The organism is Kurthia sp. 11kri321 (genome assembly GCF_001534765.1).
GTDB classification, from domain to species: domain Bacteria; phylum Bacillota; class Bacilli; order Bacillales_A; family Planococcaceae; genus Kurthia; species Kurthia gibsonii.
This window is the reverse complement of the sequence record NZ_CP013217.1, coordinates 2,850,001-2,866,568: the sequence shown is the minus strand read 5'-3', so window position 1 is coordinate 2,866,568 and position 16,568 is coordinate 2,850,001. Positions and strand designations below refer to the sequence as shown.

11 protein-coding genes, 1 rRNA gene and 1 pseudogene (1 of these 13 running past the window's edge) are annotated in these 16,568 nt (G+C 35.8%); 8 read left to right on the top strand and 5 right to left on the bottom strand.

What is annotated here, in order from left to right; translation table 11 throughout:
- Window positions 1-16: 16 nt before the first annotated feature.
- The 5 genes from mnmG to rpmH all read right to left on the bottom strand — a co-directional run bounded on the left by mnmG (window position 17) and on the right by rpmH (window position 4,904).
- Entirely contained in the window at window positions 17-1,906 is a 1,890-nt protein-coding gene (gene mnmG / locus ASO14_RS14315; RefSeq protein WP_068456875.1) for a tRNA uridine-5-carboxymethylaminomethyl(34) synthesis enzyme MnmG, read from the bottom strand.
- A 32-nt stretch (window positions 1,907-1,938) separates the two neighbouring features.
- The gene (mnmE, locus tag ASO14_RS14310; protein ID WP_068456871.1) at window positions 1,939-3,327 is read right to left on the bottom strand and encodes a tRNA uridine-5-carboxymethylaminomethyl(34) synthesis GTPase MnmE; all 1,389 of its coding nucleotides are present in this window, start codon (window positions 3,325-3,327) and stop codon (window positions 1,939-1,941) included.
- A gap of 152 nt (window positions 3,328-3,479) precedes the next feature.
- A complete protein-coding gene (gene jag, locus ASO14_RS14305) occupies window positions 3,480-4,211 on the bottom strand; it encodes an RNA-binding cell elongation regulator Jag/EloR (RefSeq protein ID WP_068456868.1) in 732 nt (243 codons plus the stop codon).
- A 67-nt stretch (window positions 4,212-4,278) separates the two neighbouring features.
- On the bottom strand, window positions 4,279-4,668 hold the full coding sequence (gene rnpA / locus ASO14_RS14300) for a ribonuclease P protein component (protein WP_068456865.1): 390 nt from the start codon (window positions 4,666-4,668) through the stop codon (window positions 4,279-4,281).
- 101 nt (window positions 4,669-4,769) lie between these two features.
- A complete protein-coding gene (gene rpmH, locus ASO14_RS14295; RefSeq protein WP_036200974.1) occupies window positions 4,770-4,904 on the bottom strand; it encodes a 50S ribosomal protein L34 in 135 nt (44 codons plus the stop codon).
- A gap of 546 nt (window positions 4,905-5,450) precedes the next feature.
- Here rpmH and dnaA point away from each other — a divergent pair.
- The 8 genes and pseudogenes from dnaA to ASO14_RS14255 form a co-directional block, all read left to right on the top strand.
- On the top strand, window positions 5,451-6,794 hold the full coding sequence (dnaA, locus tag ASO14_RS14290; RefSeq protein ID WP_068456863.1) for a chromosomal replication initiator protein DnaA: 1,344 nt from the start codon (window positions 5,451-5,453) through the stop codon (window positions 6,792-6,794).
- A 168-nt stretch (window positions 6,795-6,962) separates the two neighbouring features.
- Window positions 6,963-8,099, top strand: coding sequence for a DNA polymerase III subunit beta (gene dnaN, locus ASO14_RS14285; RefSeq protein WP_068456860.1), 1,137 nt, complete (start codon window positions 6,963-6,965; stop codon window positions 8,097-8,099).
- Between the two features lie 147 nt (window positions 8,100-8,246).
- Complete coding sequence (gene yaaA / locus ASO14_RS14280) at window positions 8,247-8,474, top strand: S4 domain-containing protein YaaA (protein WP_068456856.1); 228 nt, start codon at window positions 8,247-8,249, stop codon at window positions 8,472-8,474.
- A gap of 3 nt (window positions 8,475-8,477) precedes the next feature.
- Window positions 8,478-9,593: a DNA replication/repair protein RecF gene (gene recF, locus ASO14_RS14275; protein WP_068456853.1), complete on the top strand. Its 1,116-nt coding sequence runs from the start codon at window positions 8,478-8,480 to the stop codon at window positions 9,591-9,593.
- Between the two features lie 70 nt (window positions 9,594-9,663).
- The gene (gene gyrB / locus ASO14_RS14270) at window positions 9,664-11,583 is read left to right on the top strand and encodes a DNA topoisomerase (ATP-hydrolyzing) subunit B (RefSeq protein WP_068456851.1); all 1,920 of its coding nucleotides are present in this window, start codon (window positions 9,664-9,666) and stop codon (window positions 11,581-11,583) included.
- A 28-nt stretch (window positions 11,584-11,611) separates the two neighbouring features.
- Window positions 11,612-14,097: pseudogene (gyrA, locus tag ASO14_RS14265) on the top strand (DNA gyrase subunit A).
- A 153-nt stretch (window positions 14,098-14,250) separates the two neighbouring features.
- Window positions 14,251-15,324 (top strand): HD-GYP domain-containing protein, encoded by a 1,074-nt coding sequence (locus ASO14_RS14260; RefSeq protein ID WP_068456848.1) that lies wholly within the window; start codon window positions 14,251-14,253, stop codon window positions 15,322-15,324.
- 427 nt (window positions 15,325-15,751) lie between these two features.
- Window positions 15,752-16,568 (top strand): 16S ribosomal RNA (locus ASO14_RS14255) (it continues 731 nt past the right edge of the window).

The following is a 16,568-nucleotide window of genomic DNA, read 5'->3' as shown; positions in this document are numbered from 1 at the left end:
TCTCGACTAAATTGATTTATGATTGTGCGATTTTAGCAATTTTACCTTGTTCAATATACACTAATAAAATTGAAATATCGGCTGGATTTACGCCTGAAATTCGTGATGCTTGTGCAACAGTTAATGGACGAATCTCTTTTAGCTTTTCACGTGCTTCTGTCGCAATTCCTGAAATGGCATCGTAATCAATTTGCTCTGGAATTTTCTTACCTTCCATTTTCTTAAGTTTTTCAACTTGTTGTAAAGCTTTTTCAATATAACCTTCGTACTTCACTTGAATTTCTACTTGTTCTTTCACATCTTCAGGTAATTCAGGAGCTTCTGTCACTTTAGCAACAAAATCATAATTTAATTCTGGACGTTTTAATAAATCTGTTCCATGAATACCATCTTTTAAAGGACTACTGCCCATTTCAGTTAAAGCTTCATTGACAAGACGTGGTTTTATGCCAAATTCAGCTAGACGATTAATTTCAGCTTTTACTAACTCACGCTTTTCAACAAATTTGTTATAACGCTCTTCAGAAACAAGACCTAATTCAAAAGCTTTTTCTGTTAAACGCATATCTGCATTATCGTGACGTAGTAATAAACGATATTCTGCACGTGATGTTAATAAACGATACGGTTCATTTGTACCTTTTGTAACTAAGTCATCAATTAAAACACCGATATAAGCATCTGCACGACCTAAAATAACTTCTTCTTTACCTAATACGCGCGCTGCTGCATTAATACCAGCCATCATTCCTTGACCTGCTGCTTCTTCATAACCAGAAGTACCATTAATTTGACCTGCTGTGTATAAGTTTTTAATCTTTTTCGTTTCAAGTGTTGGCCACAATTGTGTAGGAACTACTGCATCATACTCAATCGCATAACCTGCACGCATCATTTCAGCTTTTTCTAATCCTGGGATTGTCTCAAGCATTTTACGTTGAATATGTTCAGGTAAACTTGTGGATAAACCTTGTACATAAACTTCTTGTGTATTACGTCCTTCTGGTTCTAAGAACAGTTGGTGACGTGGTTTATCATTAAAACGTACAATTTTCGTTTCAATTGATGGACAATAACGTGGACCTGCACCTGTAATCACACCTGTGAACATTGGTGATGAATCTAAGTTATCATTAATAATTTGATGTGTTTCAGGACTTGTATATGTTAACCAACATGGAATTTGATCCATAATGAATTCAGTTGTTTCAAAACTGAATGCACGTGGCTCTTCATCGCCTGGTTGAATTTCTGTTTTTGAGTAATCAATTGTTTTACTATTTACGCGAGGTGGCGTACCTGTTTTAAAACGAACCATTTCAAACCCTAAATCACGCATATTATCTGCTAATTTAATCGATGGTTGTTGATTATTTGGACCTGATGAATATTTTAAGTCGCCAATAATAATTTCGCCGCGTAAAAATGTACCTGTTGTAATAACAACTGTTTCTGCACGATATACAGCACCAACTTGTGTAATTAATCCTTTAATTTCACCATCTTCAACGATTAACTCGTCTACCATTGCTTGGTGAATTGTTAAATTATCTTGTTCTTCTAATAATTGTTTCATAGCTTGTTGATATAAAACTTTATCTGCTTGCGCACGTAATGCACGTACAGCTGGACCTTTACCAGTATTCAGCATACGCATTTGAATATGAGTTTGGTCGATGACTTTTCCCATCGCGCCTCCCATTGCGTCAATTTCACGAACGACAATTCCTTTTGCCGGTCCACCAACTGATGGATTACATGGCATAAAAGCAATCATATCTAAATTAATTGTTAAAACGAGTGTTTTTGCTCCCATACGTGCTGAAGCATAAGCAGCTTCTACCCCTGCATGACCTGCTCCTACTACGATGACATCAAACGTGCCTGCTTCAAATGTGTTTGGCATGTTCGTACTTCCCTTCTTTTTTAAAAATAAATTTATTTTCCTAAACAGAATTGTGAGAATAACTGATTTAATAAACTTTCTTGCATTGTATCGCCGATAATTTCTCCAAGGATTTCCCATGTACGTGTTACATCAATTTGAATCATATCCACAGGCACATCTGCCTCTGCTGCATTAATCGCATCTGTGATACGATCTAATGCTTGATGCAGTAACGCAATATGACGTGAATTCGATACATACGTAGCATCTCCGGCATCAATTGAACCTTCAAAGAACATCGAAGAAATTGCTTCCTCTAAAGCGTCTACACCTTCTTCATTTAAAATAGATGTTGTAATCACACGACGATCCTTCGCTAAAGTCTTCACTTGATCTAAATCGATATTTTGTTCTAAATCTGTTTTATTTACAACGACAATATAATTCATATCTTGAATTGTTTCGAAAAGACGTAAATCTTCGTCTGTTAATGCTTGATTATAATTTACAACAAATAAAATGAGATCTGCTTCATGTAATACTTGGCGTGAACGTTCTACACCAATACGTTCTACAATATCTTCTGTTTCGCGAATACCTGCTGTATCCACAAGACGAAGTGGCACACCACGAACATTGACATACTCTTCAATGATATCACGAGTTGTTCCGGCAACATCTGTTACAATTGCTTTATTTTCTTGTACTAAACTATTTAAAAGTGATGATTTCCCCACATTTGGACGTCCTAAAATAACTGTGGATAAACCTTCACGTAAAATCTTACCTTGTGAAGAAGTTTGTAATAACTTTTCGATTTCACCTTTTACCCAATTTGATTTTTCAAGCATGAGTGGAATTGTCATTTCTTCCACATCATCATATTCTGGATAATCAATATTTACTTCAACTTGTGCCAACACTTCGATTAGTGCTTGGCGTAACTGTGTAATCAAACGAGACAATTTTCCGTCCATCTGTCCTAAAGCTACATTCATCGCGCGATCTGTTTTCGCACGAATTAAATCCATTACTGCTTCTGCTTGAGATAAATCAATTCGCCCATTTAAAAATGCGCGTTTTGTAAATTCGCCTGGTTCAGCCATGCGTGCACCGTTTCGTAAAATAAGTTGAAGTACACGATTCACAGTAACGAGACCACCATGACAGTTAATCTCAACTACATCCTCACGTGTAAAAGTTTTTGGCCCCTTCATAATTGAAACCATGACTTCTTCCACAACTTGTCCACTATCCACTTCTTTTAAATGACCATAATGAATTGTGTGAGATGGTGCTTCCATCAAACTTTTTCCACTCGGGGAATGAAATACACGATCAGCAATTGCAAATGCCTCTTCACCACTAATGCGTACAATCGCAATCGCCCCTTCTCCTGGTGGCGTAGAAATTGCCGCAATTGTATCAAATTCAAACATCTTTTGAATCCTCCTTGGATCTAATTTTCCGTAATTCACTAATGATATATGTTAACATAAATTCTTTTTTCACTACACTCATATTACTTCAAAAAATAAAGAGTCCTTCTCCGTAAAAACGTGAGAAGGACTCTTTCACAATCCTTTAATACTTATGAGCGAATCGGTTCAATTACTAAATGGCGACGGTTCGCGTCACCTTCAGAAAAAGTATCCACATCCAAACGTCTCGCTAACGAATGATGAATAATTTTTCTTTCACTAGATGGCATTGGTTCTAAATCAATACGTTTACCTGTGGATACAGCTTGATCAGCTAAACGATGTGCCAATTCAATTAATGCTTCTCTACGCTTTTGGCGATAGTTTTCCACATCTAATTCTAAAGTAAGGTAACGCGTTGCATATTTTTGTACAACTAACTGTGCAACTAGTTGAAGTGAGTTCAATGTTTGACCTCGTTTTCCAATTAACAGTGCTGCTTTCTCGCTTGATAATTGAATATGAATTGTTTTCTGCTTTTGTATAACATCCATTTGCAAATCATGGATATCCATTTGCTTTACGATAGACTCAATATACGTTTTTGCTTCTTCAATTGCACGGGTGTCATCATGCTTTATTTGAACTTCTTCTTTTTCCACAGGGTTATCTACAGTTTGTGGATGAGCTTCATCATTTTCTACTTCTTCAATTTCTGGTTCAACCAATATTAATTTCTCTTTTACATGAACATGTGCATCGCGCGCACCAATGCCTAAAAAACCCTTTTTAGGCTCCTGTAAAATTTCTATTTCTACTTGGTCATGGGTCAAATCAAGTTTTTTCAAAGCATTCGCAACAGCTTCTTCCACTGTTTTCGCGACTTGGATCGATTCTTTCAATTGGGCCCCTCCTGTTGTTCGCAGGATGAAGTAATGTAGAAATCTTTTTAGTGATCGCCCCTGCGAGTCAATTCATTTTCTCTATTTTATCATGCTTATTCTGCTTAACTCTAGTAGTTCTCTTCAAAAATTTAGAGATTTTTAAAACATGTTCTAAACTCTTTTTTACTTCTTCAAAATTCATTGTGGCCGCCGGTTTTCTGGCGATAATGACGTAATCCATATCTTGACGTAACTCAAAATCTAGCTCGTGAAAGCTTTGTCGGATATAACGTTTAATTTGGTTTCGTGTTACGGCATTCCCTAACTTCTTACTCACAGATAAACCGATACGAAACTGTTCTTGCTCTTCTTTTGCTAAACCGTAAACAACAAATTGACGATTCGCAAAAGATTTACCTCTTCGAAATACTTTTTGAAAGTCATGTTCTGACTTCACTCTACGACTTTTTTTCATCGTTCACCTGCTCAACAATTATTGAATAGAGGTGTCCGTGCCAAAAATTGACACGAACCTCTCAAAAGAAAAAGACCACTGATGTTGGTCAGTGGACTTGCTTATGCTGATAATACTTTTCTACCTTTACGACGACGAGCTGCTAATACGCGACGACCGTTTTTAGAACTCATACGAGCACGGAAACCATGCACTTTGCTATGTTTACGTTTTTTTGGTTGGTATGTGCGTTTCATTGTGTAATACACCTCCTGTTGAAAGTCTAAAGTCCATTTATAAATGCTACAGACAGTCTTGCACATTATAGCGTTTTTATAAATAGTTTGTCAATACGGATCCCAAAAAGTCTGCTTCAAAAATACCCTGATTTTCATTACTGAATAACAAATGAAATTTATCCACAAATCTCATTTTGGTTATACAGAAGGCTTGTGACTAAAAATTTTCAGATATTTTTTATCCACAGGCATTATCTACAAGTTTTTCACAAATTAATACCCTGTGGATAAAGTTATTCGAACAATAAATTATTTCTGTGGATAAGTGCTTTAAATACTGATATATCAATCATTAAAGAACTTCCATTTTGTTGAAATGTTTGTATACAATTTTTCCCTTAATTCTATTTATCCACAATTTTCCACAACCTGTGGATAAAGTTATTTGCAACCTCTTAACAACACTTATCCACAGGTTGTTGCTATTGTGTATAATTCTATTTTCATGTATATTAAACATTGCGCTTTTATTTACATAAAAATTAATTGAAAGGAGAGACGATTTTGAACCAAGAAGAACTAAAACATTTTTGGAGTCAGGTGTTACATGAGGCCAAAAAAATCATATCGAAACCAAGCTTTGATACTTGGCTTAAATCAACTGAATTAATTGCATATGAAGATGATCAACTCGTTGTTTCAGCTGAAAACTCATTTTCAAAAGAATGGTTAGCTAAAAATTATGTAACTACAATTCAAGGGATTGTTAAAAAATTAACGGGTTCGTCATTGGATATTCATTTTACTGAAGTAGCAGATGATGATTTTCAACCATCAACTAAACGTAAGAAAAAAGAGTTACCTGTCGTTGCAAATGATCACTCTCCAGCAATGTTAAATACAAAAAATACATTTGATACATTTGTAATCGGACCAGGAAATCGCTTTGCACACGCTGCATCATTAGCTGTAGCTGAAGCACCGGCAAAAGCTTATAACCCTTTGTTTTTACATGGAGGGGTAGGTTTAGGAAAAACGCATTTAATGCATGCAATTGGTCATTATGTGCTAGAACATGATCCAAATGCGAAAGTAGTTTATTTATCTTCGGAGAAATTCACAAATGAATTTATTAATTCAATTCGTGATAATAATACGGAGGCCTTTCGTAATAAATACCGAAAAGTAGATGTGTTATTAATTGATGATATCCAGTTTTTAGCTGGAAAAGAATCTACTCAAGAAGAGTTCTTCCATACATTTAATACCCTACATGAAGAGTCTAAACAAATTATTATTTCAAGTGACCGCCAACCGAAAGAAATTCCAACATTAGAAGATCGTTTACGTTCTCGTTTTGAATGGGGATTGATTATCGATATTGGTCCACCTGATTTAGAAACACGTATTGCCATATTAAGAAAAAAAGCTGATGCAGATGGTTTACAAATTTCAGATGATGTAATGAGTTATATTGCAAGTCAAATTGATTCGAACATTCGAGAGTTAGAGGGTGCTTTAACACGAGTTGTTGCTTATTCAAACTTACTAAATCAACCTTTAACAGCTGAATTAGCTGCTGAAGCTTTAAAAAGCATTATGCCTTCAACAACTCCAAAAATTTTATCCATTTTGGATATTCAAAAGACTGTTGGGGAACACTATGGTATTAAACTTGAAGATTTTTCTGCTAAAAAGAGAACAAAATCAATTGCTTTTCCTCGTCAAGTAGCTATGTATTTATCACGAGAAATGACAGACTCCTCACTACCAAAAATAGGTGAAGAATTTGGTGGGCGTGATCATACAACTGTAATTCACGCACATGAAAAAATTACATCCTTATTAAAAACAGACGCAATTTTACAAGATGATATTAAACAGATTAAAACCAAGTTAAGTAATTAGCTTGTGGATAAATTAGATTTTTAACCACACACTTATACACAGTCTATCTACAAGCAGATAGACTGATTTTATTCGTACGAGGTGGGTTATCCACAGAATCCACACCCCCTATTACTTAAACTATTAAAAATAATATTAATTAATAATATATAAAGAGAGGTTATTTACATGAAATTCAACATAGTAAGAGATCAATTATTAAATGCACTAAATGATGTAATGAAAGCTGTAAGTTCAAAAACAACAATTCCAATTTTAACAGGTATTAAAATCGATGTATCTACAGAAGGTATTCGTTTAACAGGTAGTGATGCAGATATTACAATTCAAACATTTATTCCAACTGAAAAAGACGGTCAACAATTAATTCAAATTGATGAAACAGGTTCAATTGTTTTACAAGCTCGTATGTTTAACGAAATTATTCGTAAATTACCAACAAATGAAGTTGAAATTGAAGTAACTGAAAATTATCAAACGCGTATTCGTTCTGGTAAATCAGATTTCCACTTAATCGGATTAGAACCAAATGAATATCCAATGCTTCCAGAAGTAAGTGAAGAAAATCAAATTTCAATTCCTGGGGATTTATTAAAATCGATTATTCGTGAAACAGTATTTGCAGTTTCAACAAGTGAATCGCGTCCTGTATTAACAGGAGTAAATTGGAAAGTTACAGAAGAAGGGCTTATTTGCGTTGCAACAGACAGCCATCGTTTAGCACGTAGAATTGTCACACTGGATAACTTACCAAAAGATGTGGAAAGTGTTGTTATCCCAGGGAAGAGTTTAACTGAATTAAGCAAAATTCTTTCAGATTCATCTACACCTGTGAATATCTATATGACAAATCAACAAGTCCTATTCAAAACTGAAGATGTTCTTTTCTTCTCACGTTTATTAGAGGGGAATTATCCTGATACAAATCGCTTAATCCCAGAAACATATCAAACTACTGTACAAATTAACGGTAAAGAATTATTACAAGCAATCGATCGTGCATCACTTTTAGCACGTGAAGAACGCAATAATGTTGTTCGTTTTTCAACTTTAGATCAAAACCAAATCGAAATTTCTTCAAATTCACCTGAGATTGGTAAAGTTGAAGAAGAAATTCAAGTACAAGAATTAACGGGTGATGAATTGCGTATTTCATTTAGTGCGAAATATATGATGGATGCTCTAAAATCAATCGATGGTCAAGATGTAATCATTCAATTCACTGGTGCGATGCGTCCGTTTATCATTCGTTCAATTCATGACGACTCGATTCTACAGCTGATTTTACCTGTGCGTACGTATTAATATTTTAAAATAGCAACAGTGTGAATTATTTCCCAAGCGAATTTAGTACCAGGTGCTAAATTCGCTTTTTTAATACCTATTTTTACTTATTGCTCAAAATTCGGTATAATAGAAAGATAAAGAATCGTTATGAAAAGGATGAAAACTGTGAACGAAATCGTAATAGACACTGAATATGTAACATTAGGTCAATTTTTAAAAATGGTCGACATTATTAGTTCTGGAGGCCAAGCAAAATGGTACCTTGCTGAGAATGATGTATTTGTGAATGATGAGTTAGAAAATCGCCGAGGAAGAAAATTAAGACACGAAGATATTGTGGAGTTACCTGAGGTAGGGAAATTTATTGTGAAAGATGCATTTCTTGAGGAATAATGCATGTATATTGAACGCTTAAAATTACATGATTACCGAAATTACAATTCTTTTGAATTAAATTTTTCTAAAACGATTAATATCTTTATCGGTGAAAATGCACAAGGTAAAACGAATGTCATGGAAGCAATCTATGTTTTAGCGATGGCAAAATCACATCGAACATCGAATGATAAAGAATTAATCCAGTGGGGCGCTGAGTATGGTAAAATAGAGGGAGACATTCAAAAACGATATGGAAAACTTCCTCTAGAACTTACAATCTCCAAAAAAGGTAAAAAAGCGAAAGCAAATCACCTCAATCAAAGTAAATTAAGCGAATATATTGGACAAATGAATGTAGTCATGTTTGCTCCTGAAGATTTAAATGTCGTCAAAGGAAGTCCACAGTTACGCAGGCGTTTTTTAGATATGGAGATTGGTCAGATTTCGCCGACTTACTTACATGATTTATCTAGTTTTCAAAAAATATTAAAACAACGTAATCACATTTTGAAAAAAAATCAGGGAAAACGAAATTTAGATGATTTAAGTTTTGATATTTTCACTGAACAATATGTTGCCGCTGCAGTGAAGGTTATTCGTAAACGTTTTGAATTCATGGAATTATTACAAGAGTGGGCTGCGCCTATTCATTTTGGAATCTCAAGGGAAAAAGAAAAGTTAGAAATTCACTATAAAGCTGTAAGTGGATTAGAAGCTTCTTGGGATTCGACAGCTATGGAAGAACATCTATTAGCTAAATTAAAAGAACAAAAAAATCGAGAGCTTGAGCGTGGTGTTACATTACTTGGTCCGCACCGTGATGATTTACAATTTATGGTAAATGATTATGATGTACAAGTATATGGTTCACAAGGTCAACAACGTACAACAGCACTTTCTTTAAAGTTAGCTGAGATTGAATTAATTAAACAAGAAGTGGGAGAAGCGCCAATTTTATTATTGGATGATGTTTTATCTGAATTAGATGATTATCGCCAATCCCATTTATTAAACACAATACATGGCGATGTACAAACATTTGTTACAACAACGAGTGTAGATGGCATTGACCACAATACAATACGTGAAGCAAAATTGTTTCACGTGAAACAAGGTTCTGTAGATTCTGAGTAACAGTATTTACAGAACCTTATCAAATCAAAAGACATCTAAATGTTATATGAAAGAGTAGGTGGAACAAGTTATGACGTTAGAAGAGAAAAATCCAGCTTCATATGATGCCGAGCAGATTCAGGTTTTAGAAGGATTGGAAGCTGTTCGTAAAAGACCAGGTATGTACATTGGATCTACCAGTTCTAAAGGTCTTCATCATTTAGTGTGGGAAATTGTGGATAACAGTATTGACGAAGCTTTAGCAGGTTACTGTGACACGATTACTGTTGCAATTGAAAAAGATAATTGGATACGCGTAGAGGATAATGGTCGTGGTATTCCAGTTGATATACAAGAAAAAGTTGGTAAGCCAGCTGTAGAAGTTATTATGACAGTACTACATGCAGGTGGTAAATTTGGCGGTGGCGGTTATAAAGTTTCGGGCGGTTTACACGGTGTAGGTGCTTCAGTAGTAAATGCACTATCTGTCGAAACAAGCGTACAAGTTCATCGTGATGAAAAAATCCATGAAATCATCTTTGAACGTGGTCAAGTTGTACAAGAGCTAAAAGTGATTGGTGAGACAAATCATAATGGTACAACAACGCGTTTTAAAGCAGACCCAGAAATTTTCAAAGAAACAACTGTATATGAATATGATATTTTAGCGCATCGTATTCGAGAATTAGCATACTTAAATCGTGGTATTACGATGATTATTATTGATGAACGACCAGATAGCGAACGTCGTGATGAGTTCCACTACGAAGGCGGTATCAAATCATATGTAGAACATATCAATGAGAACAAAGATCCACTTCACCCAGCGATTGATTTGAAAGGTGAAAAGGACGGCATTTCTGTAGAGATTGCAATGCAATATAATGATGGCTTTGCATCCAATATTTTCTCTTTTGCTAATAATATCAATACGTATGAGGGTGGAACACATGAATCAGGTTTTAAAACTGCCTTAACACGTGTGATTAATGATTATGGACGTAAAAATAATCTAATAAAAGAAAATGATGCGAACCTTACAGGTGAAGATGTACGAGAAGGGTTAGTTGCGATTGTTTCAATTAAACATCCTGATCCACAATTTGAAGGTCAAACAAAAACAAAATTAGGTAACTCGGAAGTTAGTACGATTACGAATTCATTATTCTCAGAACGCTTCGAACGTTTTTTATTAGAAAATCCAAATGTAGCACGTACAATTATCGACAAAGGTTTAATTGCCTCTCGTGCGCGCGTAGCTGCTAAAAAAGCACGTGAAATGACACGTCGTAAATCAGCCTTAGAATTTTCAAGCCTTCCTGGTAAGCTTGCTGATTGTTCATCTCGTAATCCAGCTGACTGTGAGATTTATATTGTAGAGGGTGACTCTGCAGGTGGGTCTGCAAAATCTGGACGTGATCGTCATTTCCAAGCAATTTTACCGCTGAAAGGTAAAATTTTAAACGTTGAAAAAGCACGTTTAGATCGTATCTTATCAAACGAGGAAATTCGTGCGATGATTACAGCCATCGGTACAGGTATTGGTGAAGAATTTAATTTAGAAAAAGCGCGTTATCATAAAATCGTTATTATGACAGATGCCGATGTTGATGGTGCGCATATCCGTACATTACTATTAACATTCTTCTTCCGTTTCATGCGCCCATTGATTGAAGCAGGTTATGTGTATATCGCACAACCACCACTTTATCAAGTGAAACAAGGTAAGCATTTAGAATACTGTTATAGCGATGCGGAATTACAAGAAATTTTAAATCGTTTACCAAGTCAACCAAAACCAATGACACAACGTTATAAAGGTCTTGGTGAGATGAATGCAGAGCAACTGTGGGATACAACCATGGATCCAGAACATCGTGTATTATTACAAGTTGAATTAGATGATACAATTGAAGCAGATCAAGCATTTGAACAATTAATGGGTGATGATGTAGAACCACGTCGTCAATTTATTAATGAGAATGCAGTATATGCAGATTTAGATATTTAAGTAAGGTTTTTGAAAGGAGGTTTACGTTTTGTCTGAAGAAAATCACTCCGGCGTAAAAGGAGTCAATATTACTAAAACAGTTAAAACAGCATTTTTAGATTATGCTATGAGCGTAATCGTTTCACGTGCATTACCAGATGTGCGTGATGGATTGAAGCCAGTTCAAAGACGTATTTTATATGGAATGCAAGAGCTAGGTAGTACATCGGATAAACCATATAAAAAATCTGCACGTATTGTTGGGGATGTTATGGGTAAGTATCACCCACATGGTGACTCATCTATTTATGAAGCAATGGTACGTATGGCACAGGATTTCAGTTACCGTTACATGCTTGTAGATGGGCATGGTAACTTTGGTTCAAATTGATGGTGACGGTGCCGCAGCGATGCGTTATACAGAATCGCGTATGTCAAAAATCGCAATGGAGATGTTGCGTGACATTAATAAAAAATACAATTGATTATAAAGATAACTACGATGGGAATGAACGTGAACCGGTTGTATTACCAGCGCGTTATCCTAATTTACTTGTGAATGGAACATCAGGTATTGCTGTAGGTATGGCGACAAATATCCCTCCTCACCAACTTGGTGAAGTGATTGATGGCGTTTTAGCAGTATCTGAAAATCCTGCAATTACGACAGAAGAATTAATGGAGATCATTCCAGGACCAGACTTCCCTACAGGTGGTCTTATTCTTGGGCGTAGTGGAATTCGTCGTGCTTATGAAACAGGACGCGGATCAATTGTTGTCCGTTCAAAAGTTGAAATTGAACAAAAAACAAGTGGTAAAGAAGTAATCATTGTGAATGAACTTCCTTACCAAGTAAATAAAGCGCGATTAATTGAGAAAATTGCTGAATTAGTTCGTGATAAAAAAATTGATGGCATTACGAATATTCGAGATGAATCGGATCGTAATGGTATGCGTATTGTGATCGATGTACGTAGAGATGCAAATGCAAATGTTGTTTTGAATAATTTATATAAACAAACAGCGATGCAATCGAGCTTTGGTATTAATATGCTAGCTTTAGTAAATGGACAGCCTCAAACATTAAGTTTAAAAGAAGCACTTTATCATTATCTAGAGCATCAAAAAGAGGTAATTCGTCGTCGTACAGAATTTGAATTGAAGAAAGCTGAAGATCGCGCACATATCCTAGAAGGACTTCGTATTGCGCTAGACCATATCGATGCAATCATTCAATTAATTCGTAGTTCACAAACAGCAGATGAAGCGAAGCGAGCGCTAGGTGAGCAATATTCATTAAGTGAAAGACAAGCACAAGCAATTCTGGATATGCGATTACAACGTTTAACAGGTTTAGAACGCGATAAAATTGAAGAAGAATACAATGGTTTATTAGCTCTAATCGCGGAATTAAAAGAAATTTTAGCAAATGAAGGAAAAATCATTGCGATTATTCATGAAGAATTAACAGAAGTAAAAGAACGCTTCAATGATGCACGTCGTACAGAAATTATTGCTGGTGGCGCGAATATGATTGAAGATGAAGATTTAATTCCAAGAGAAAATTCAGTATTAACACTTACACACAACGGTTATATTAAACGTTTACCAGCTAATACATACCGCAGCCAACGACGCGGTGGACGCGGTGTTCAAGGTATGGGAACGAATGAAGATGATTTTGTAGAACATTTAATGTATGCTTCAACGCATGATACAATTCTATTCTTCACTTCAAAAGGTAAAACGTTTAAAGCGAAGGGATACGAAATCCCTGAGTTTGGACGTACAGCAAAAGGTTTACCGATTGTGAATCTGTTAAATGTGGATAAAGATGAAAAAGTAACAGCGATGATTCGCGTTCCTTCATATGAAGAAGATGCTTACTTTATTTTCACAACAAAAACAGGTGTAACGAAGCGTACATCATTATCAAACTTTGCAAACATTCGTACTAACGGTTTGATTGCTATTTCTTTACGTGAAGATGATGAATTAATCTCAGTGCGTTTAACAGACGGTACAAAAGAAATTATTATCGGAACACATCAAGGGATGTTAGTTCGTTTTAAAGAACAAGATATTCGTGCGATGGGACGAAATGCAGCTGGTGTTCGTGGTATTCGTTTACGTGACGATGACTATGTAGTCGGCATGGAAATCTTAGAAGAAGGTCAAGAGATTCTTGTTGTTACAGAAAAAGGTTATGGAAAACGTACTTCAGAAGAAGAATATCGTTTACAAACTCGCGGTGGCGTTGGAATTAAAACATGTCAAATTACAGATAAAAATGGTCCGGTAGTGGCAGTTAAAGCAGTTACAGGTGAAGAAGATATTATGCTGATCACAATTAACGGTATGTTAATTCGTATGGATGTAAATGATATTTCTCAAATTGGACGTAGTACACAAGGTGTTCGTTTAATTCGTTTAGCCGATGAAGAATTTGTTGCGACTGTTGCGAAAGTAGAAAAAGAAGATCCATCTGAAGAAGAATCCGAAATTGTTGAAGAAGAATCTACAGAAGAAGAATAGTTGTTAGACTTAGAAGAAATCACGTTAATATGCGTGATTTCTTCTTTTTATATTGGAACACATAAAAATTAGGTGTATATTTAATGAAAGTAGACTATTTAGTGGAAAATATGTGAATTGATTTTTTATAAAATAGAATGAGGAGGCAGTGAGTTGGATACAGTAAAAATTAATTTAGATGAAATAAAATTAGGTAGTGTATTAGCAGAAGATATTTTAGCGAACACACAGTATCCAATCGCATATAAGGATACAAGAGTAGACCGTGACATGTTGATGGTCTTTCAAGCGTTCAATATATCGATGATTCCAATATCAAAACAATCAATTGAATCTAAAAAAGAAGTAGTATATACAAAAGAAATTTTTAAAACAGATGAGCAGAACTTTGAGAAAAAACTTAAAACAAGTGTGCAAAAATTTAAATCTGAATTTTCTAACTGGGAAGCAGGCTCTAAAGTAGATATCGTTAAAGCACGAGATATTGTCATGCCGCTAATTGATGAGATGATTACAGATCGCACAAAAATCTTCACATTGAATGATTATGCGGATTCTAGAGAATATATTTACCATCATTCAGTAGCAGTAGCTTTAGTAGCAGCTGTTATTGCGAATAAGATGAAATATAACAAAGGCGATGTTCTACAAATTGCAACAGCTGCCTTGTTAGCTGATTGTGGTATGGCGAAGATTAGTAAGAGAATTCGAATGAAACCGGGTGCTTTAAATGAATTTGAATTTAAAGAAATCATGAATCATCCACTTCATAGTCTGAAGATGGTAAAAGATATACCGATTTTAAAACAAGAAATGAAGCTCGCAATTTTTCAACATCATGAAAAATTAGACGGAAGTGGTTATCCTAATCGAGTCAAAGGTGATTCAATTACACAGGTAGCTCATATTATTGCAATCGCAGATGTATTTCATGCAATGACTAGCGAACGTTTATACAAACCTAAAGAGTCTGTGTTTAAAGTAGTAGAAGTCATTAGAGAATCAGCATTTGGTAAGTATCGTATAGATGTCGTTCAGGCCTTATTGGCGTCAGTAGCAGATTTACCTTTAGGTACAGTAGTGGAACTGTCTAATGGATTAATCGGAACGATTGTTTATACAAATAATAATTTAATTACACGACCTACTGTTAAAATTGAACATAGCGGCGAGATTATTGATTTGAGTTTAAAAAGAAACATATTTATTCACCGAGTTCATATATAGAAGAAACACTTTGGAAATACACCACAGACAGTAAGTCTAAGGTGTATTTTTAAAATCTAAAGTTAATTTCATAAAAAAACTTGCACTTTATAAAAAAGTATTATATTATATAAAAGTTGCTGTTGGAAAACAGTTATAAAAATATTTTAAAAAAGCAATTGACTTCAATGAATTATTGTTATATAATTAAGAAGTTGTCCAGTTAAGAAATACTAACTGACACAAAAAACTTTTTTTAAAAAGTTGTTGACTTCTAAGAAGTTATCGTGATATAATGATTAAGTCGTTAAGATGACGACGAAACAACATGAACCTTGAAAACTAAACAAGCAAGAAGATAATCACAAACAAGTCTTATCACATTAAGTGAATAAGCAATTGTTATCAAAAGATAACGCTAGCAAAGCAAATGAGCTTTCAAACTACTTTTATGGAGAGTTTGATCCTGGCTCAGGACGAACGCTGGCGGCGTGCCTAATACATGCAAGTCGAGCGAATGACGAGAAGCTTGCTTCTCTGATTTAGCGGCGGACGGGTGAGTAACACGTGGGCAACCTGCCCTACAGATCGGGATAACTCAGGGAAACCTGGGCTAATACCGGATAATCCTTCGAATCACATGTTTTGAAGTTGAAAGGCGCTTCGGCGTCACTGTAGGATGGGCCCGCGGTGCATTAGCTAGTTGGTGGGGTAACGGCCTACCAAGGCAACGATGCATAGCCGACCTGAGAGGGTGATCGGCCACATTGGGACTGAGACACGGCCCAAACTCCTACGGGAGGCAGCAGTAGGGAATCTTCCACAATGGACGAAAGTCTGATGGAGCAACGCCGCGTGAGTGATGAAGGTTTTCGGATCGTAAAACTCTGTTGTAAGGGAAGAACAAGTACGTTAGGAAATGAACGTACCTTGACGGTACCTTATTAGAAAGCCACGGCTAACTACGTGCCAGCAGCCGCGGTAATACGTAGGTGGCAAGCGTTGTCCGGATTTATTGGGCGTAAAGCGCGCGCAGGTGGTTTCTTAAGTCTGATGTGAAAGCCCACGGCTCAACCGTGGAGGGTCATTGGAAACTGGGGAACTTGAGTGCAGAAGAGGATAGTGGAATTCCAAGTGTAGCGGTGAAATGCGTAGAGATTTGGAGGAACACCAGTGGCGAAGGCGACTGTCTGGTCTGTAACTGACACTGAGGCGCGAAAGCGTGGGGAGCAAACAGGATTAGATACCCTGGTAGTCCACGCCGT